Origin of the sequence: Paenibacillus algicola (genome assembly GCF_005577435.1) — a bacterium.
Taxonomy (GTDB): domain Bacteria; phylum Bacillota; class Bacilli; order Paenibacillales; family Paenibacillaceae; genus Paenibacillus_AQ; species Paenibacillus_AQ algicola.
Genome location: NZ_CP040396.1, coordinates 399,771 through 421,351 on the forward strand (window position 1 = coordinate 399,771; position 21,581 = coordinate 421,351).

General features: G+C 54.5%; 10 protein-coding genes. 4 read left to right on the forward strand and 6 right to left on the reverse strand.

Annotation, left to right across the window (positions count from 1 at the left end):
- Positions 1 to 143: 143 nt before the first annotated feature.
- Positions 144 to 1,367: a family 8 glycosyl hydrolase gene (locus tag E6C60_RS01850; protein WP_138224201.1), complete on the forward strand. Its 1,224-nt coding sequence runs from the start codon at positions 144 to 146 to the stop codon at positions 1,365 to 1,367.
- Positions 1,368 to 1,504: 137 nt separating this feature from the next.
- On the opposite strand, the gene E6C60_RS01855 is transcribed toward E6C60_RS01850, so the two are convergent.
- Positions 1,505 to 3,262, reverse strand: coding sequence for a cache domain-containing sensor histidine kinase (locus E6C60_RS01855; RefSeq protein WP_175415144.1), 1,758 nt, complete (start codon positions 3,260 to 3,262; stop codon positions 1,505 to 1,507).
- Between the two features lie 219 nt (positions 3,263 to 3,481).
- Between E6C60_RS01855 and E6C60_RS01860 the strand changes: the two genes are divergently transcribed.
- From E6C60_RS01860 to E6C60_RS01870, 3 genes are all read left to right on the forward strand, one after another.
- Positions 3,482 to 4,735 carry a response regulator transcription factor gene (locus E6C60_RS01860; RefSeq protein WP_175415145.1) on the forward strand — a complete coding sequence of 418 codons (1,254 nt, stop codon included), beginning with the start codon at positions 3,482 to 3,484 and terminating at the stop codon, positions 4,733 to 4,735.
- A 20-nt stretch (positions 4,736 to 4,755) separates the two neighbouring features.
- Complete coding sequence (locus tag E6C60_RS01865) at positions 4,756 to 6,039, forward strand: ABC transporter substrate-binding protein (protein WP_138224204.1); 1,284 nt, start codon at positions 4,756 to 4,758, stop codon at positions 6,037 to 6,039.
- A gap of 241 nt (positions 6,040 to 6,280) precedes the next feature.
- A complete protein-coding gene (locus E6C60_RS01870) occupies positions 6,281 to 13,858 on the forward strand; it encodes a pullulanase (protein ID WP_138224205.1) in 7,578 nt (2,525 codons plus the stop codon).
- Between the two features lie 187 nt (positions 13,859 to 14,045).
- On the opposite strand, the gene udk is transcribed toward E6C60_RS01870, so the two are convergent.
- From udk to E6C60_RS01895, 5 genes are all read right to left on the reverse strand, one after another.
- Positions 14,046 to 14,678, reverse strand: a complete 633-nt coding sequence (gene udk / locus E6C60_RS01875) for a uridine kinase (RefSeq protein WP_138224206.1) — start codon at positions 14,676 to 14,678, stop codon at positions 14,046 to 14,048.
- A gap of 147 nt (positions 14,679 to 14,825) precedes the next feature.
- Positions 14,826 to 15,680, reverse strand: a complete 855-nt coding sequence (locus E6C60_RS01880; protein ID WP_138224207.1) for a glycosyltransferase family protein — start codon at positions 15,678 to 15,680, stop codon at positions 14,826 to 14,828.
- A gap of 117 nt (positions 15,681 to 15,797) precedes the next feature.
- Positions 15,798 to 18,950, reverse strand: a complete 3,153-nt coding sequence (locus tag E6C60_RS01885) for a DEAD/DEAH box helicase (RefSeq protein WP_138224208.1) — start codon at positions 18,948 to 18,950, stop codon at positions 15,798 to 15,800.
- Entirely contained in the window at positions 18,947 to 20,617 is a 1,671-nt protein-coding gene (locus tag E6C60_RS01890; protein ID WP_138224209.1) for an SWIM zinc finger family protein, read from the reverse strand. Before E6C60_RS01890 ends, E6C60_RS01885 begins: the two co-directional genes overlap by 4 nt.
- Before the next feature lie 103 nt (positions 20,618 to 20,720).
- Positions 20,721 to 21,542 carry an AraC family transcriptional regulator gene (locus E6C60_RS01895; protein ID WP_138224210.1) on the reverse strand — a complete coding sequence of 274 codons (822 nt, stop codon included), beginning with the start codon at positions 21,540 to 21,542 and terminating at the stop codon, positions 20,721 to 20,723.
- Positions 21,543 to 21,581: the final 39 nt, after the last annotated feature.

Sequence of the window (21,581 nt, forward strand, 5' to 3'; positions counted from 1 at the left end):
TAAAATCGACTACTTTACGATGCCGGCGCAAGCGGGCTTTAGAAAAGGTCATTTTTTCACAAGTTATCACATGTTTGGCCCATAGGCTGCTCCCTGCACGCCCAGTTACAATGAACCGTAATCATGCAGCAAGGAGGAATACAATGAATACAAAAAGCTTAAAGCTCTTCGTTATACTTGCAGCCGTGCTGATCGGTGTGGCCCTGCTGTGGGCTCAGGAGAGGACCGGTAAAGAGGAAGCGTCGCCCAAGACGTACCGCAGCGTGTTTCAGGAGCTTGGCAAAAGCGAGGAGGACATCTCGGCCAAGCTGCAGCAGGCCTGGGATCAGATGTTTTACGGGGATGATGCTCAGGAGCGTATCTATTACCCTGTAGGGGAGGATATGGCCTATATTTTGGATACGGGGTATCAGGATGTACGCACCGAGGGAATGTCCTACGGGATGATGATTGCGGTTCAGCTGGATAAGAAGGAGGAGTTTGACCGCTTGTGGAACTGGGCCGTCACGTATATGCAGCATAAAGAGGGTCCGTTCAAGCATTATTTCTCCTGGCATAATACCCCGAAGGGGGATGTGCTTGACAGCAATCCGGCACCGGATGGCGAGGAGTATTTTGCCATGGCGCTTCTGTTTGCTTCCAACCGCTGGGGAGACGGCGAAGGCATCTATCATTACCGGGAGCAGGGAAACAAGATACTGCAGGCGATGCTGCATCAAGCCGATGACGGTGAGGGCTATAATATGTTTGATGAGGAACGGAATCAGATTGTATTTGTGCCCTGGACCTCAGGCAAGGGATATACAGACCCTTCCTACCATCTGCCTGCCTTTTACGAGCTGTGGGCCAGATGGGCAGAGACGGACCGTGAGCGCTGGGCGGAAATGGCCAAGGTTAGCCGGGCGTTCTGGGCTCAGGCAGCACACCCGGATACCGGGCTCATGGCCAATTACACTACCTTTGATGGAGTGCCTTACCGGAACGGCGATCATTATCTGTTCTCCTACGATGCCCACCGGGTTGCTCTCAACGTCACGCTGGACGAGATCTGGCATGGCGGCGAGCAGTCTGAGTGGAGAAGGGGCTATATAGAACAGCTGCATCAATTTTTTATAAAAGAGGGCATTGACCAGTATGTGGCCAGGTATACTGTGGAGGGAAAGCCGATGGCGGATAACCGTTCCTCGGGCTTGATTGCAGTGAATGGGGCAGCTTCCATGATTTCCACCCATGAAGATCGGCTGCAGTTTGCGCAGCGATTGTGGGATATGGACGTCCCGACCGGCCAATACCGGTACTATGATTCCATGCTGTACATGTTCAGCCTGCTGGCGGCAAGCGGGCAATATCAAATCATCGAGCCATAACGCCTTCCCTCAAACAGGGCAGCTCCAGCAGATTGTTCATCTGTCGGAGCTGCCCTGTTTGTTGTTCGCGGCGGCTGTCAGTGAGTCCAGCGCAAGCCGCCGATGCTTCGGAGCTTGCGCTCGAGGGCTGCCTTCCTTCAGCGGATCTCCAGCGGCAGGGTGATGTCCACCCTCAGCCCGCCCAGCGAGCTGTCGCTTAACGAAATTCCGTATTCGGCGCCATAATACAGACGAATGCGGTTTTGAAGGTTCGACAGGCCGATGCCTGTATGCAGATCGGGTGGGTCCGCATCATCCTCCGGCAGGGTGAGTGCCTGCAGCGACTGGTCGCTGTTCATGCCAATGCCGTTGTCCTCCACCGTCAGGTGCAGCAGTCCACCCTCTTGGAAGCCGGTAATCTGGATGATCCAATGCTCTTCCTCTGACGTCTCCAGCCCGTGCACGATCGCATTCTCAACCAACGGCTGAAACAACAGGCGCATGATCAGGGCGCTGTGCAGTGCAGCTGGAATATCCAGCCGGACAGAAAGCTTGTCGCCATAACGCAGCTGCTGTAAATACACATACCGGTTCAGCTGCCCGATGTCTTCCTCCAGCGTAACGAGCTCACTCCGGCCATCAATGCTGTATCGGAGCAAATGGCTCAGCGTAATGACCATTCGGGATTCCTCGGTCAGCTTCTTGCGGTGCAGTGTCCAGTAGATGGTGTTCAAGGTGTTGTATAAAAAGTGCGGGCGAAACTGCGCCTTCAACGCAACCAGCTGAGCCTGCCGCTCGCTGATCTGCCTCCGCGACAGATCGAGGATCGTCTCATCCAGGTTGGCCAGCATCTGGTTGAAGCTTTGGAACAAGCCTTCCACCTCGCGGTTTCTCATTCGGGTGGATATTGGCGTCAATGAGCCGCGTTCCGTCTTGTTCAGCTTGATGGATAGCATGCGGATCGGCCGGGCGACCGACCAGGAGAAGAACACGGCCAGGGCCAGCGCGAACAGGCTGCCGAACAGGCCGATCAGCATAATATTGCGCTGTACACTGTTCAGGTCTCCCACGATTTCCTCCGGCTTGACATAAGCTACCAGATTCCAGCCGCTGTAGGAGGAAGGAAGAGACGTCCAGTACCTGCTTGTGTCGGCAGAATACTGGATGCCGGAGCCATCCCCGGATTTCCCCGGCAGGAAGCCTTGCGGCATAGGAGTGCCGATTTCGTCCGGATGAGTAGAGTACACAATCGTGCCGTAGGTGTCGTGGATCTGGATTTTGTCAAAGGGACTGTCCTGCTGATTCTTGAACTGATTATTGATCGTCTCCAGCGGAACCGCAATCATCAGCACACCCAGGCCTTCAAGGTTGCCCCAATTCCGGATTTGCCGGATGCCCACGAGGGCAGGCTTCTCTCCCAGCTGCCAGACCGTATCGGAGAACCAGTGGATGGAGCCCTCATTGCTCAAAGCCAGCTGATACCACTCCTTCTCCAATATGTCCTGCGTTTTCTTCCATAAGAAATAATAGGAGCTAGAGGTTGAGAAGTAACGCTCATTGCTGCCCATCACCAGCACCAGCACGTCACTGCCTATAAATCTCATTTTCTGATTCAGATGCTTCTCAATATCAAACGTGCTGATCTCCTCACTGTCCCCGGGAGCCTGTAAGGCCCGCTGCAGCACCGGATCAAATCCGATGTCGAGCGTGAGGGTATCGAATTCCTGCAGCAGGATGTCCAGCTTCTGGTTCATTTGTTTCACGGATTCTGTGAGAAACCGGGATGTTTTATCGAGGACCACCTCAGAGCTGGTGCGGTAGGTAAAGTATCCAATAGTGGTGAGCAGAAGCACCAGAATGACCGAAAATCCAGTCAGCAGCTGGGCAAAGATCGTTTGCTTGCGTTTACGTTTCATGTCCATCCCCCGGAAGCTTGGCTTGAGTGTCACGGTTGAGCCGCTGTATTACCTTGTATCCTACCTTAAAACAGCAGGAACTTGAACGTTTTCTCGTGCGCGGCGCATGCTATGGTATGATTTCTTGTAGAAAAATATAATTTTTAATATTTCTCCGCTCCGGGTTTTGGATCATAATTTAAAGAAAGTAGTGTTTCTAACACAGAGGTGATCATCATATTGAACATACTGGTTGTGGATGACGAGTCATTTGTGAGGGAAGCCTTGACGGAAACGATTCGGGAGGCCAGCTCAGAGTATGTCATTGCAGGAGCAGCACGGCATGGAGAAGAGGCCCTTGAGATCCTGCAGAGTCACCCTGTTGACCTGGTTATTACCGACGTACGAATGCCCCGAATGGACGGACTGGAGCTTTGCCGCCGAATTTATGAATACAACCCCGAGATTTCAATCGTGCTGCTGACCGGCTATGCGGATTTCTCGTACGCACGTCAGGCGATGAAGTATCAGGTGTCCGATTATTTATTGAAGCCGTGCGATTCGGCAGAGATTATTCAGGTCATCGAAAAGCTTGCAGAGGCGCACCGGCTGCAACGGTTTCAGAAGCAGGTGGAGCAGCTTCGGCACTCCCACGTCCTGGAGAAGCATCTGAACGATTTGCTCTACGGGATCCCGATTCCGTATTTTAATCAATCCATACTGCCAGTCTATCAATGCATTTATTTGCTGTGTATTGCGCCGGCGGAGAAGGTCCCGCACCTCATCTGGAATGAGCAGCAGGCGCTGAACGCCGTCAAAAATATCGCCGAGGAGTGGCTGGAGCCGCAAGTGAGGGCGGTCGGTATTCTGGAAGAAGACCATTTGGTCATCTACATGTTCAACGAGCATGTCAGAACTCTGCCGGAGATGGAGGCATTGGCACTGGAGCTGCATTCGGCGATTCAGAGCAATTTGAAGCTGACCGTGAAGCTCGGGCTTTCACAGGGGGCACAGCATCAAAGCGAGGTTCCACGTCGTTACCGGCAGAGCTGCCAAGCCATGCAGGCCGCTCTACAGGAGCCTTCAAAGCATCTGTGCAGCTATGGAAACGAGGACAGCGAACAGGAGCTGGATGAGTGGGTGCCGGATATGTCCGAAAAAGGAAAGCGGCGGGTGGTGGAGCATATGCTGCAGGTCATCGACGAGCGTTATCCGGACAACCTGTCGCTTCGGCTCCTGGCCGATGAAGTGTATATGAACCCTACCTACCTGGGGAGGATCTTTAAGGAAGATACCGGCCACAGCTTTAATTATTATTTGAATCTGGTTCGGGTGAAACAGGCGAAGCAGCTGCTGGAGGATTTCAGAATCAGAGTATACGAGGTTTGTGATCAGGTTGGCTTCAAGGACCCTGCGTACTTCAGTCAAACCTTCAAGAAATACACTGGCGTGACGCCCCAGGAATATCAGAACAGCCGGCAGGCAGACGTCTGATTTTAGAGAGGAGAGGTGCTATGAACAGGATGCTTCAGCGAATCAGCCTGGGATTGCTGCTAATACTGCTTCCGGGCTGCACGGAGGTCTCCATGCCCGTAGAGCACAAGAAGGAGCCTGTCCATGAGCTGACCTTCTGGCTGTTTCCCGGCTCCGGGCTGGAGCCGCTGATCGAAGCGTACGAGCAGGAGCATCCACAGATCCGGGTGCATCTTCATACCTCCTCATATCCGGAGCTCTCGAACAAGCTGCAGACCACGCTCGCTTCTGGCAATGGAGTGCCTGATATCGCTCTTGTAGAGATCAGCTTCATGGAGCGGTTCAAGGAATTGTCCGGCTCCTTTGAGAATCTGCTGGATTACGGCGCAGGAGCACGAGCGAAGGAATTTCTGCCCTGGAAATGGCAGCAGGCGTCAGCATTCGATGAGTCCTTTCTGCTCGGGCTGCCGACAGACATTGGTCCGATCGCGATGGCGTATCGCAGAGATTACTTTGAGCAGGCCGGGCTGCCGGCGGGGCCAGCCGAGGTAGCCGCGCAGATGTCCAGCTGGGATGATTTTCTGGATACAGCGGATCAAATTCAGCGGGAGACCGGAAAGTATATGATCGACAATCTGGATATGCTGTACCGGGTCATTTTGGGGCAGGCAGAGGAGCAGTATTACGACAAGAACACCGGAGAGCTTATCGTACACCGGAATCCGGAAGTATACAGGGCCTGGTCTGCCGTCATGAAGGCCAAGGAAAAAGGGCTGACAGCGGGTCTGCCGATGTTCTCTCCGGAGTGGAGCAGAGGGCTGCAGCAGGGAGAGTTCGCAGTAGCCTTTGCCCCCTCCTGGATGATCGACATTCTGAAGAAGAATGCACCGGACGCCGCTGGAAAATGGGATATGACCTTTATCCCGCAGATTGCGAGTAATTATGGCGGTTCCTTTCTAACCCTGCCCAAGGGAGGAGAGCACCCTCAGGAGGCGTATCATCTGATTGACTGGCTGACCCAGGCGGAGCAGCAGGTTCAGCTGTTCAAGGCCAATGGCAATTTTCCGTCCATGCCTGAACTATTCTCAGATCCGGTCATTATGGAGCATACCGATCCTTATTTTAATGATGCGCCGACCGGACAGATTTATAGCCAGATTGCGAGTCAGATCAAGCCGACCTACGAGGGCTCTGATCAGTTTCTGATTGCGAGAGTCATGTTTGATGTGCTCCGGAAGGTGGAGCAGGAAAGGATCGAACCGGAGGAAGCTTGGGAGATTGCCATGCAGCAGATTCAGATTGAATTGGGGCAGGAACTGCCATAGAACCCCCCCTGATGCGGCCGAAGCGTTTCTTAGGAAAAATTCCGATTGACGAGAAGCGGCTTCCGCCGTAAAATAAATGCAAACGTTTACACACTTATTGATGTAAGCGCTTCTATGAATAATGTCACTTCCTGTCGCTGCTGATCAAATCAAGGAAGGAGGATCATGCCATTTATGCAAACGTTTGCTTAAATGAAGATGCAGGCGTGAGTTCACCCATCTATAAAGGAGGACTTGATCTATGTTATCGGCTGTTCAAAGCAAGAAATTATGCTCTATTATTCTGATTGTAACCATGCTCTGCTCTCTGATCGGCATCCCGCCGGTTCAGGCGGCCACGGACTCGCAGGCATTACAGGTGGTTGTCGTGGGCGATCTGCAATCCGAGCTGGGTGCAGCCTCAGACTGGAAGCCGGATGCTGCTGAAACCGCTATGACCCCAGCGGGACCGGATGAATACCGGTTTACCGGGAAGCTTCCGGCTGGCGAGTATGAATATAAAGTGGCTGTCGGGGGCACATGGGATCAAAGCTACGGCAATGACCATTACACGTCTCCCGGCAAACAGAGTGATAATGGGAATATCAAGCTTTCGCTGTCACAGGAGACAGAGGTTACCTTTTACTATAATCATAAGACACACGCTGTTGCCGACTCCTCTTACTACATACCTCTAGAGCAAGATCACCTTCCGAGAGTCATTGGCAGCTTCCAAAATGGAATAGAGAACAGTCCGGCGCTCCTCATGAATGATGATGGTCTGAATGGAATCTACTCCGTCACGGCCGATGTATATGCAGGGGATCATCAGTATCAGGTGGCGCTGGGTGATCCTGGCGCAGGCAGGCTGTATCCCGAAGATGGCACCCCGATGTCGCTGAACGTGGAGCGGGATGCAGAGGTCACCTTCACGTACGATGCAGACACTCATGAGATTGCTGAGGACATAAAGCTTGCACCCGTTCCGCAAGATCCGGGGCTTCCGGTTGCGGATGGACATTTACGTGTACATTATCAGCGCACAGATGCTAATTACGAAGGCTGGGCCTTGTGGATCTTTAACGACGTCGCCGAGCCCTCACAGAATTGGCCGAAAGGCGCTACACCGTTTCCTGAAGGACAACAGGATCATTACGGTGCCTTCGTGGATCTGCCCATTCAGCATGGAGCATCCAAGATTGGACTTGTCGTGATGAATCGTATGACTGAACAGAAAGATGGAGGAGACAAAGTGTTCAGCCTGATCACCCCGGAGATGAACGAGGTGTGGCTGAAGCAGGGCACAGACGAGGTGTATACGTACGAGCCGGTGGACCTGCCGGCAGACACCGTCCGGATTCACTATCAGCGTGAGGACCAGAACTACTCTGCATATGCCTTGTGGCTGTGGGGCGATGTCGCGTCTCCTTCAACAAATTACCCGAACGGCGCTACCCGTTTCTCGCAAGAGCAGCTGGATGGGTATGGTGCCTACCTGGATGTTCCGTTGCAGCCGCAGGGAGCAAAAATTAATTTAATCGTTCTGGATCCCGCTGTGGGCGACAACGGGAAAGACGGGGGGGACAAGTCCTTCAGCCTGGCTGACCGTTACCGTCATCTGTTTATTCGAGAAGGCGATAATACCGTCTATACGTCCCCGTACGGAGAAGTGCCGACCGGCCTGATCTCAGCGGAGGTACTGTCTCAAGGCAAGCTGCACCTGAACTATACGATGACGGCAGGTTTGACGCCGGAATCCCTGAAGGAAGGCGTCCAGCTGAAAAGCGGCGATCAGAGCATTGGCATTACTGAAGCTGCTGTCACCGGTCCCCAGACCGTAGAGCTGACCGCTTCATTCACCATGGATCAGGTGCCGCTGCAGGTCACTTTTCTCGGGAAGACCGTCACCGCGAGCAAGAGCTGGAGATACCTCGATCAGGAATATGCGTATGATGGCAACGATCTCGGTGCTGTGTATGCTGACGGAGAAGCTGTACTGAAGCTGTGGGCGCCGACGGCGAGCAAGGTGACGGTCGATGTATACGGCAAGGATGACAGCACCACAGTGATCGGTACTAAGGAGCTGCAGCGTCAGGAACAGGGTGTCTGGTCTGTCCGCCTGGGGCGCGGCGATTTCGATATCGAAGATTTCAGAGGAGCCTTTTATCAGTATGAGGTCACGCATGAGGGAGTGTCCAAGCGAGTGCTGGATCCATATGCCAAGTCCATGGCCGAGTTCCGGGTCGACACGACGGGCAAAGCGGGTCCGGATGGAGACATCGTGGGCAAGGCTGCGATTGTGGATCTGAGCGAAACGAATCCGGAAGGCTATGACTTTGCCCAAATTCCGGGCTATGAACAGCGGGAGGATGCGATCATCTGGGAGATTCATGTCCGCGACTTCACGTCAGATCCTTCCATTGAAGATGATTTGCACAACGCACAATGGGGCTCTTTCGAAGCGTTCAAGCATAAGCTGGACTACATCAAATCACTTGGCGTCACCCATGTGCAGCTGCTGCCGGTGATGGCCTGGTATTACGGCGATGAGTCCAAGATGAAGAATCGTGAGCTGAACTACTCTGCTGGAAACAACGAGTATAACTGGGGCTATGACCCGCACAGCTATTTCTCGCCGGACGGTGCATATTCGGTGAATCCACAGGATCCGGAGCTGAGAATCCGGGAGCTGAAAAATATGATTGATGCCATCCATGAGGCCGAGATGGGGGTAGTGCTGGATGTGGTGTATACCCATATGGCCAAATCGGATTTCCTGAATGACATTGTGCCCGGATATTATGCTTTTCAGGATGTGAATGGTAAATTCCTTGGCGACTTTGGTAACAACCTGGCTACCAACCGCAAGATGGCAGAGAAGCTGATGGTAGATTCCGTCAAATACTGGTTTGAGGAATATAAAATTGACGGCATGCGCTGGGATATGATGGGCGATGCTACACAGGACGCGGTACAACGCGCTTATGACGCCGCAGCCGAAATCAATCCGGATGCCCTGTTCATTGGGGAGGGCTGGATTACATTTAAGGGTGCTCAGGCAGATTCTGCTCTTGCAGGACAAGGAGCCGATCAGAACTGGATGGACCGCACGGATGACGTCGGCGTATTCTCTGACGAGTTCCGGAATGCGCTGAAATCCGGCTATGGCAGTGAAGGAGAGCCTCGATTTATTACAGGGGGCAAGCAAAGTGTAGACATGATCTTTAACAATATCAAGGCGCAGCCGGGCAATATGAAAGAGGATGACCCGGGAGACGTTGTGCAGTATATTGAGGCGCACGACAATTTGCCGCTGTACGACATTATTGCCCAGGCGATCAAGAAGGATCCGGCAAATGCAGAGAATGATCTGGAAATTCACAAGCGGATTCGGCTGGGCAACCTGCTGATTCTGACCTCTCAAGGCACCGCCTTTCTGCATGCGGGACAGGAATATGGCCGCACGAAGCAGTGGCTGGGAGAGGGCGTGCCGCAGCAGAAATATCACGAACTGAAGGATCAGAGCGGCAAGACATTCGGTTATTTCGTACACGATTCCTACGATTCATCGGATGCAATTAATAAGTTTGATTGGGAGAAGGCGACGAATAAGGACGTATTCCCGGTCAATCACGTGACGAAGGAATATACCGCCGGCCTGATCCAGCTGCGCAAATCCAGCGACGCCTTCCGGCTCGGGGATCAGGAGCTCATTAACAGCCGCGTGTCGCTGCTGTCCATTCCGGAGATTGGGGCCCAGGACGTAGCCATTGGGTATACGACCAAGGCCACGGATGCTTCGGGACAATACTATGTGTTCGTCAATGGTGATGAAGTCTCACGGACAATGACGCTGTCCAAGGACCTGACCTCAGGCACGGTCATCGTGGACAACGACGAAGCCGGCACCGCTGAAGTAGAGCAAGCCTCGGGCTTTGAGCTGACTTCAAGCTCCATTACACTGGAGCCTCTCACTGCCGTAGTGATCAAAACCGCCAGTGATCCCATTGCATTGACATCGGTGGCTGCAGATCAATCCAGCTACACTGTGGGAGTAGGCCAGACCCGCCAGGCGATCGTTCACGCGATCTATAACGATGAGAGCCGCAGAACCATTACGAAGCAGGCTGCCTATGTATCAAGCAATGCTGATGTCGCAAGTGTCAGTTCTTCAGGCCTGATTACCGGCCACCGAGCAGGTACTGCAGTCATCACGATCAGCTATCAGGGCAGTCAGCAGGAAGTCACGGTGAAGGTGACTAAAGTAACCGCCGGCAAGCGCTATGTTCAGATCAACTACATTCGGCCGGATGCCGACTATGAGGACTGGAATCTCTGGATATGGGACACTGGAGTCAAGAACGACCAGATTGATTTCGAAGTCTTTGAGAGTGGCATGGCCACAGTGCTTGTGGAAGTAGCCCCGAACACGAGCAGTATCGGATTTGTACTTCGCAAGGGAACAGGCTGGGACGGCACCAAGCAGGACTACCCGGATGATCGTAACATTCCGCTTACGCCGGGCGAAGCCTTTACGAAGGTGTATATTACCAGCATGAAGAAGGAGCTTACTATAGTGCCAAGCCCTACAGGACCGTTGCTGGAGGGCGGAAATATTACGTTTGTCTATCGGGATGAGGCTAAATTCCGCGAGAACGCGATGGATACCATGGACAGTGTGTCTCTCAAGATCGGCAGTCGGGAAGAGGTCATGACGTACGATGCTGAGAAGGAATGGTTCAGCTATACGTGGCACAATGCCGTGCCCGGTACTCATGAATACAGCTTTCTTGTCACCACAGACGGAGAGACGGTGGAGGTCACCGATCCGAAGAATACGCAAGACGGCAAATCTGTGGTGATCTATGTCAAGCCTGTGGTGAACGTGACCGGCTCTGTACAACGTGAAAGCATTTCTTATAAGGAACATGCCGTGCTGAAGGTGGCGGTATCTGTTTCAGAAGAAGAGGGTCCTGTCTCCTTCCAAGCCGGGTACCTGGATCTAAGTTCACTGGGGGGATCATCTCAAGTGAAGCTGGATTTGGAGCTGCTGGAGCAGAGCATCGCCGTGAAGGAAGGGATCCCGTCTGGACGCAAGTCCATTGGCATTACGCTGATAGACCAGTATGGCAACTTCCATAAGGGGACGGCTGAAGTCACGGTAAAGTCAGCCGAAGCGGCCGCTAAAGCGGAGTTTGACTGGGATGAGGCGCGCATTTATTTTGTACTGACGGATCGCTTTATGGATGGTGATGCCTCTAATAATGAGAACGTAAACAAGGGCCATCTGGAGGCATATCACGGCGGAGATTTCCGGGGGCTGATTGATAAGCTTGATTACATTCAGGAGCTCGGAGTCAACACGCTGTGGATCACACCTATTGTCGATAACATTGATTACAATGTCAAAGCAAACTCTAACGGCATTCAGTATGGATATCATGGATATTGGGCCAAGGATTTTACGAAGCTGGATGAGCATCTGGGTGATCTGGATACGTTCAAGGAGCTGATTGACAAAGCACATGACCGAGGCATCAAAATCATGGTGGATGTTGTGCTGAATCATACAGGCTATGGCTTGAAGCCAGGTGACACTGCCCCGGTGGCCCAGGACGACAAAGCCCGGTTTGAAGGGATGCTCCGGGATACTAAGCTGTCCACAACGGATGATCCGCTGCGGGGAGAATTGTCAGGACTGCCCGATCTGATCACGGAGGATCCGGACGTGCGCCGGCAAATCATTGACTGGCAGGCAGGCTGGCTGGAGCGTGCCCGGACGGACCGCGGGGATACAATTGACTATTTCCGTGTAGATACCGTGAAGCATGTGGAGGAAGCCACCTGGAAGGCGTTCAAGAACGCTCTTACAGCCATCGATCCGGAATTCAAACTGATCGGCGAATATTATGGCGGTACGCTGGATAATGATGGCGGAACGCTGCAAAGCGGACAGATGGACGGCCTGCTGGATTTCGGCTTTAAAGGACGAGCGCGTGATTTTGTGAATGGCCGTGTTGAAGACGTAGAGTCTTATCTGGCTGAGCGGGAAGCCAGGCTGGATAACACGCAGATGATGGGACAATTCCTGAGCAGCCATGATGAGAACGGCTTCCTGTCACACTATGTGAACGGAGACAAAGCGAAGCTGATGACTGCTGCAGCACTGCAGATTACATCGAAAGGGCAGCCTGTCATTTATTACGGAGAGGAGCTCGGACGTTCCGGCAGTGCCTCAGGAGATCTCGACAAAGGCAATTTTAGCGAGAATCGTAGGGATATGCCGTGGGATCAGGTGGAGAGCGAGAAGAAGCTGCTAGAGCATTACCGGAAGCTGCTGAAGATTCGTGCCGAGCATTCCGGGATTTTCTCGAAGGGTGTTCGGACCTCGATTGTCGCTTCAGATGACGAGAAGTATCTGGCATTTGACAAGGAGTATGAGAATAAGCATCTTGTTACTGCGCTTCATGTCGGAACACAGGAGCGGATGGTCAGCTTTAAAGTGCCATTCCCGGCGGGAAGCATGGCTGCTGATCTGTACAGCGGAAAGCAGTATAAAGTGAAGTCGGATCAGACGGTGAGTGTTCTTCTTCCGGCTATGGCAGATGGCGGCACTGTGATTTTGGCAAGCGCAGCAGAAAGCGGTAACGGCAATGGCAATGGTAACGGCAATGGCAATGGCGGAAGCGGGCCAGCTCCAGGAAGCGGAGCGCCAGTGAGTACGCCAGCTAAGGGCACTGTTCAGATCAGTGAGGCTTTATTGAACAATCCACAGGCCCCGGTATCGGTTAAGCTGGGCGCTGGGGATCAAGAGCTGCTGCTTCCCATCGGAGCTGGGGATCTTCTGAACGGACAGTCGGTGGAAGTGAGTAAGGATGGCATCAAGATCACCTTGCCTTCGGCTTTGCTGCAGGCATTGCAGAAGCTGGTGTCTGCTGAGCAGCAGAAGGCATCCACAATTTCGCTGCTTGTGCAAGAAGCGCCGCTTGTGGATGCGAAGGCTCTGGTGCTTGAAGTCGAGCGTCAAACTCCGGGGGTTAACCTGAAGCCGGGCAGCGTGATGTATGACCTGCATCTGAGTGTCAAGGCTGCAGGAGGGGCGGAATGGAAGCTGGAGGAGTTTGAGTCGCCGGTCACACTGACCTTCGATCTGCTTCCGGGAATCAACGCCAGCTGGGCAGGAGTATACCATCTGCAGGATGACGGAAGCATCACATATGCCGGAGGCCGCTTGAAGGATGGACAGATTGAGGCAGAGGCAGGACATTTCAGCAAGTATGCTGTGCTGGAGTACGAGAAGATCTTCACCGATCTGAACGGACATTGGGCGCAGAATGCGGTGAAGGAGCTGGCCGCGAAGCATATTGTACAAGGAACGAGTGCCAAAGCCTTCAGTCCGGCACAGAAGCTGACCCGGGCACAATTCGCCGCCATGCTTGTGCGGGCGCTGGGATTGGAGCCTGTGAATACAGCAGGCAGCACCTTTAAGGACGTGTCCCGTGATGCGTGGTATGCCGCAGACCTTCAGACCGCTTATCAGCATGGACTCGTCAGCGGCAAGGGCGGTAACGTCTTCGCACCGAATGACAGCATTACCCGGGAGGAAATGGCGGTTATGCTGGTAAGAGCTTATACGCTCCAGCATGAAGCTCCGGCAGCAGAGAAGTCTGGCATGAAGGATCAGGAGCATATTTCACACTGGGCTGAGAAACAGGTCAACCAGGCGGCATTCCTCGGTCTTATGCAGGGCCATCCTGGCGGTGCATTTGAGCCGAAGGGCTGGACGACCCGGGCCCAGAGCGCGCAAGCTGTGCTGAATCTGCTGAAGGCGCTGGAGTAATCGCATCGCGGTTCCTTCTCCATCTCAAGCAGGGTCCGTGTTGATTGCGGGTCTGCCTGCAATGCAACTGAAGAGGCGGCTGAACAGGCCGCTGACAGGCTGATTGCCATGAAAAAGAATACAACAAGAAAGGCTGGCGCACTTTGGCGCCAGCCTTTCTTGTGTGGGGTGAGCGAAAATGGCTGCTCTAGCTGCCCCAGGTGCGTTCACCGCTTAAATATTTCTCGGTCAGAATCGACAGCAGCTGAATGCCGACCTCATTCTCTCCGCCTTCGGGGATAATAATGTCAGCGTACTTCTTCGAGGGCTCGATAAAGGCCTCGTGCATGGGCTTGACCGTGCTCAGATACTGATCATAAATCGACTGGATGGTGCGGCCGCGATCCTCGATATCGCGCACCACCCGGCGCAGAATCCGTACATCCGGATCCGTATCCACGAATACCTTGATGTCCAGCAGCGGGCGCAGATTCTCATCTGACAGCACATGCAGGCCTTCAAGGATCGTGATATGACCGGGTGTAAGCTCTACCGTCTCCTGCTTGGAGCGGGCATGGGTAGTAAAGTCATACACCGGGGCTTCTGCACGCTGACCTGATTTCAGCAGCTGGAGATGCTCTACCAGCAGCTCGGTGTCAAAAGCAAACGGGTGATCATAATTGATGCTCTCCCGCTCCTCCAGACTGAGGTGGGGGTTGTCCTTATAATAATTATCCTGAGATATAAATGTCACTTTACCGGGTCCCAGACGATCAATAACCGAGCGGGCCACCGTTGTTTTGCCAGAGCCGGTGCCGCCGGCGATTCCAATAATGAGCATGGTGTTTCCCTAAACCTCCCTAAGGTGTTCGTGCGTTGCAATTTCAGTATTGTACCACAGCAGCGGCCGTATTTCACCTTGCGAAGCACTGGAACCTTCAGGGATGGTGAATGAGCTGCGGGCCTGAAGCGATGTACGGCTCTATCATTAGAAGCGATCAATGACAAACATTCGGTCAGCCTCCGCCTGCAGGCCAAGTGAAAGCAGAAATTGCTGCATTAATTCAAAAACGGGAGAAGGAGGGCCCATAGCATCATGCACATACCTGAAGTTTAAATCCCGGAGCATCGCAAGCTTCTCTTCCAGACAGGACGTCATAAAAAAAGCGCTCATCCGCTGCAGCTCCGCCTCATCCTCCGGACACCCGTCCCTAAAGGGATAGCGTCCAGCAGAGGCAGCAGGGCTGCCTGCGATTCCCAATCCGTCGGAAGTGTCAATCGCGCAATTTTGCTGCCTTTCCAGCAGGATCTCCTGGAAATAGGGGAGGACTGGCCGGGGGGCTGCTCCAAAATGCTGCTTCAGTGCTTCCTGGATGACCTGATGGTGTTCTTGAAGCCACAGCGGAGTATCGTCAGCCCAGGCTTCTTCCTCCCATGGGGGCTGGTTCAGACCTTTGTACGCCCACCAGCGTTCCAGGGTTTCTACGTGATGAACGGATACAATCAGATCCAGAAACTCCTGAAGGTTTCGTGCCATCAAGCGGATAGGAGGATTGTCTGTAGGAGTGACACAGACAATGCTGGCTTCCTCCAGCCGGGAGATTCTCCCGAATTCGGTTAAAAAACCGAAGTGGATGCCATTCCCCCCAGTGCTGGCAAAAGGAATAAGGTCCGGCGGTGTAATAGAATAAGCAAAATAGCTATCCTCCATGCGAAAGCCAATCATGCTCATGTCGATACCTTGTGCTGCAAGTGAATGACTCAGCTGGAACAGGCGTTGAATCATATCGGGAATCTCGTAGCTGCCATAGGCCTGAATCAGCGAGGGCTTCATAAAAGACATTAATGAATCTCCTCCTGGCTCAAATTCACAATTTTCATAAATTTCACAGGCCGCGTATCGCGGTGTTCTATGCCTAAAGCCCGGCAGGGATTGCATTCCTGCCGGGCTTGGTCCGGCTTACGCCCAGTCTCGCTTTAAGGTAAACAAATCCTTCAGCTCTTCCGTAGACAGCTCCGTAATCCAGCCCTCACTTGAAGTAATAATGTTGTCGCTCAGCTGCTGCTTGCTCTCCAGCATCTCATCAATCCGTTCCTCCAGCGTGCCCAGGGCAATAAATTTATGCACCTGTACATCCTTGGTTTGGCCCATTCGGTAGGCGCGGTCGGTCGCCTGATTCTCTACTGCCGGGTTCCACCAGCGGTCGTAGTGAAATACATGGTTCGCAGCAGTCAGATTCAGGCCGACGCCGCCGGCCTTCAGCGATAGAATAAACACGCCCGGCTGCTGCTCTGCCGGCAGGACCTGCGACTGGAACTGCTCGATCATTTTGTCCCGGGCGGTCTTGGTCGTGCTGCCATTCAGATACAGCACCGGCTCGCCGAGCTCTTGGCGCAGCACCTGCTGCAGCATCTCGCCCATGCCGATGTATTGCGTGAAGATGAGACAGCGCTCGCCCTCTTCCCGCAGCTCTTTGACGAGCGCGATCAGGCGCTCCAGCTTGGCTGAGCGGCTGATGATGCTCTCCGTATCCAGCTGCGGCGTGGAGGATGAGGCCTTGGAGCCTTGCCTGCTTGTTGCGGCTTCCCCTGCAGGGTCACTCTCCAGAGCGCTTTGCTCTGCCAAACCTGCCGGCTGCAGCTGACGAGAGGACAACCCTTCGGCGGATTCCTTCTCCTTCAGCGGCAGCGCCTCGCGGCTGATCAGGAGCGGATGATCGCACAACTGCTTCAGCCGGGTCAAGGTGGATAGAATGGCGCCTTTGCGCTCAATGCCTTCCAGCTTGTTCATCTGCTCCAGCAGCTGATTGACCGTCTGATCGTATAAGACGCCCTGCTCCTGGGTCAGATGAATGTAGGTTTTCATCTCGTTTTTATCCGGCAGGTCTAGCTGGATATGGGGGTCTTTTTTCTTGCGGCGCAGCATGAATGGCTTGACGAGCTTTTGCAGATCAGCGGTTTTCTCTTCGCTCTGCCCCTTCTCAATAGCCTGAATAAAGCGCTGCGTGAACGCCCTCAATCCGCCCAAATAGCCGGGATTAATAAAATCATAGATGGACCACAGCTCCGCCAGCTTGTTCTCGATCGGCGTTCCGGTCAGGGCAATGCGATGCCTTGCCGGAAAGCTGCGTACTGCTGTGGACTGTTTCGTCTGCGCGTTTTTAATATTTTGCGCTTCGTCCAGGCAGATGGAATCCCACTTCATGCCCTGCAGCAGCTCCTGATCCAGCGCTGCGGTCGCATAGGAGGTCAGGACAAGGTCCGCCTCCATCGCTTCGGCCAGGAATTCCTCGCTGCTGTACCGCTTGCTGCCATAATGGAGCATGACGCGAATGGATGGTCCAAAGCGGCTCAGCTCCTTCTGCCAGTTTCCAAGCACCGAGGTGGGGCAGATCAGCAGGGAAGGCGTGCGGGCAGGCCGGCTTTGGTCGCCGGCGCCTGCGTCGTGGTCTTTTTCTGAAACAGCTTCCATCCTATTTCCATCCTGCATGCGGGCTTCTTCTATCGCAGCTTCCTTCATGTGCAGGAGGTAGGTAATGTATTGAATGGTTTTGCCAAGGCCCATATCGTCTGCCAGACAAGCCCCGAGACCGAACCGGCGCAGGAAGGCGAGCCAGGAATATCCCTCATGCTGGTAATGCCGCAGATCTGCCCTAAGGCCCGCCGGCACAGGCATTTGCGGCCATTCGCTCTGACCTCCAAGCTGGGAGATAAGGTGCAGCAGATGCTCGTTGAGCTCTACCTCCAGCCGGATGCGCTCCGGCGATTTGTCCTCGCTGTCCTCGGAAGAGCTCTCATCCTCATCCGCCTGTCCGCTCTCCAGAAGATGCAGGTGCAAAATATCCTGAAAGGACAGTCCCTCCGAAGGGTCCACACCTGCCATCGCCTGGCGGATTTGGGCAATAAGCGCCGGGTCGAGCGCAATCCACTGGCCCCGGAATTTCACGAGCCGCTGGTTCTGTGCAACCAGCTGTGCAAACTCGGCTTCGCTCAGATCGGCATTGCCGATTGCAATCCGCCAATCGAAATTGACGAGCGAATCCAGGCCGAACAGGGAGCTGCCTTGACCGCGTTCCTGGCCTTCGCCCGAGCGCAATTTCGCGCGCAGCCGCGGCCGCTTGCGGCTGGCCGCCTCCCACCATGCCGGCAGCAGCACCTGCCAGCCGGTTTGCAGCAAACGCTGGCTTTCAGCGCTTAGAAAGCGCCAGGCCTCCTCGCCGGTAAGCGGCTCGCCGAACAGATCGTCACCGCCGGACAGCATTCCGTCCGGCAGTGCGCCGCGCAGCCGTTCCAGCCATCCCGCTGCACGCTCCGTCACAAACGGCGTCCAGCTCTCGGGCCAGCTGCCGGAGGCCGCTCCATCGCCGGAGAGCGTGATCGGCATGAGGCTGGAGTGATCCTCCTTGTCCTGCAGCACCAGCGACAGGCGCCAGTGAGTCTCTTCCTCCTCCGGCTCCAGCAGCTGCAGCAGGGGACGAAACGGCGCGGTATCGGCTTTCCAGCCGATGGACAGCAGCCAGGCCTCGGCGTCCATACCGGCGGCGGCGGAGCGATCCGCAGCGAACAGGAGCGGATATTCCCGCCGCAGGTCAGCTGCCGCCGCCTCCGTGCCGTAGCTCTGCTGGAACACCGCTGCTGTGAAGGCAGACCGGATTCCTGCACTGAACAGGGGGTCCTCCTGCAATTGGGCCACCACCGAACGGCTGACCGGCTCCAGCTGCCGGGATTCCCACAGCCATTGCAGCCGGCCTTCCCGGTAGGCTTCAAATTCAGGCACGAATTTCCGGCTGCGGACAAGCTCCATCAGAGCGGGGGCTGCCTCAATAAAGGGCAGGCTCTCCTCGCCCCATTTCCATGATATGTGAGAGAGCAGGGGCAGCTTCGCAAAGTAGGGCAGCACCTGCTCGGCAGGCAGGACGACGAGCTCCACCTCCTGAAGCTTCTGCACCTCCAGGGCGGTGCCGTAAAAAGATTCCTCGTGCCAAGCGAACAGCCGCTGCTTCAGGTAGAGGCCGGGCACGTAAGCACCGGAGTCCAGGGAACCGTAGATCAGCGCATCGCCGTAGGCGCTTAGCGTAATTTGTACATGGATAGTCAGGGCAGATCCGATCATGATAACAGCTTTCCTCTCCGCATTTCTTCATGCAGGGCACGAAGTCTGCTGTGACGTTCGATAAATGCATCCAGAAACAGCTCCCAGCGCTCCGGCTGCTTCAGCTTCTTGTACAGCTTGGCCAGCCGTTTCAGCAGCTTGACAGCTGATTTGTAGCTGCTGCGGTTCTTCTGCAGCACATAGCGCTCCACGGCCTGATGATAGAAGGGGAGGAGCAGCTCCGGCTCTTCTTTTTCAATGGGTGCCAGCACACTGACACGATAATCCAGCGGCTCGCGCTCGGTGCTCAGCTGCAGATCGATCCAGCGGCGCCACTGTCCGCGGCTCCACAGGGCATCGTCGTAGATGACTTTGGAGAACGGAAGCATCGCGGTGAGTGTGTCCCACATCTGGGCCTCTGCTTGAGGAACCCATTCTAAAGCCTGCTCCCAGAAGCTCATATACTGGCTCATGTATGGATTATTGTAATGGGCAAACAGCGGCCCCGTTTCTACCAGCCAGCGAACAAGCCGGTGCCCGTCTTTATTTTGCTCCACGGCATCCAGAAGTTGAAATAGATCATAGGGATGGATGTGCATGACTTCATCGGCGCCGTACAGCTTGTCCCAGCAAGCCTCGTCCTGCTTCAAATAAAAGTGCATCAGGGCAGATGCCATCAGGCTGATAGAGCTCGAAGCCGGGGGCTGCTTCTCGTTAGCGGCCGTCTTTAGCTGCTGCAGCTCCCGCTCATAAAAGGCGGCATTGAAGCTGTAGGGTGCAATTCCTCGGGCCCAAAGCAGACTGTACACCTGATAGTAGGTTGGGCTTTTGGGTGCACCGGAGAGCATCTTGTCACGCAAAAAATCAATCGTACCCTGCAGCAGCAAGGTCTCGCGTTCCTTCATTTCCTGAATGCGAAAGCTCCATTTGCCGGAGTCCAGCTGGTTCGTCATGCTATTCAGCAGCTGCTCTGCTGCCATTTGCACATGGTAGCCCATGAACAGGGTCGCACCATTGCTGTTCTTGGACTGTCCAATCAGCTGACCCAGAATAAACAGGCTCGCGTTGAAATCATACAGCGTAGTAAAGGACGCCATGCTCAGCTTTGCGCCTGCTGGCTTGAGCTGCTGAATGGCATCCATCGCGCTGCGGGAGTACATCGAATGCGTCACAGCGACACCCGGCAGCAGCGAGGCTTGGTGGAAAAATTCATGCCACTCCGCAATGGAAAGCTCCCCTAACCGCGGAGCGGTTTGAAGCAGCTTCTGGAGCTGAGGCTTACCGTGATCAAGCTCGTCCTGGGGGGTGCCTGTGCCGCGTGCTGCAGAAGTCACTTTGCTGCGGCGTGACAGCAGCGGGGCGGAGTGGGCGTTCACGAGCGCCGTGATCGACCGTCCCTGCCGGGAAGCGGCCTCCAGCAAGGCCGCAGCGAGATGCTTGCAGCGTGTTTCGACCGGACAGCTGCATATGCTGCGCTGAAGATCGGCAGGATACAGGCGTACATAATACGGCTCGGTGCCGGATACACCGGCGCTGATGTCTCCGGAATCCGTAATCTCCAGGTCGCGTACGCGCTGCTGCTTATAGTACTGGAAGCCGCGCTTCAGCATAATTTCATTAAAATATTGTGCAGTATCTTCAATCAGCTCCTGCCATTCCAGGTCATCCAGCGGCTGGGCAAGATTCATCCTATTCATCTCCTATAAAGCTGCAAAGTTTCTGGCTCTAATCTAACATATCCCGAGTTGCGTTGAAACCGCAGATCGAGGGTTTCCCTCACAGGCTCCCGCGTTATGGCAGCGGCTCGGCCGGGAGCGTCATCTGCTGCTTCTTCTCTCTGTACTTCACTGGCGGCATGCCGTATTTGGAACGGAACACCCGGTGAAAATACGAATAGCTGGCAAAGCCGCAGGTTTCTGCAATTTCCTCCAGCGTCATGGAGCTGTATTTCATTCGCTCCACGGCGGCGTTCAGGCGAATTTCCAACGCATATTGAATCATCGTTTTGCCATAGCAGGCCTTGAACAGCTGGACGGCCCGGGACAGGCTCAGCCCGACATGCAAGGCCGCTTCCTCCAGCTTGAAGGTGACGGTCGCATGCTCCTCGATAAACCGTTTCAGCCGCAAGGCGGTAAAGGCGGAGCGGTCAGCGGTTTTATTTTCCGTCATCGCCCGGTCTAGACAAAGACACAGCCCCCGCAGCAAATACCCGATCAGCTCGCCATTCTCGCCTTCCAGTCCCCGGCGCTTCTCCAGCAGCAGCTGTCTCCACAGACCGAGCATATGGTCGTCCATCGGAATGCGGCTGACCCGCTGGCGGTTCATCCTTTTCCACCATTGCTTGATCCATTCTCCGTCACAGAACATATAATAATCGGCGCTCGCCAAACGCCCGTCCTGATCCTCCCGGATTTGCAGCTCATATACATCGCCCGGCTCCAGCAGCAGCAGATCTCCTGCCTGAACATGGTGCTCCTGGCCATTGCAAAATACCGTACATGACCCTTCGGTCTGCAGACGGAACAGATAGGTGGTCAATCCGTTTTTGTGACTCGTATGAAATGTCGCGCTATGGTAAGAATAGTCGCAGATCAGCAGTCTGGCCTCTGGCATGAAATCAACACCTCAATGTAAAAATAAGCAGATAGTTCA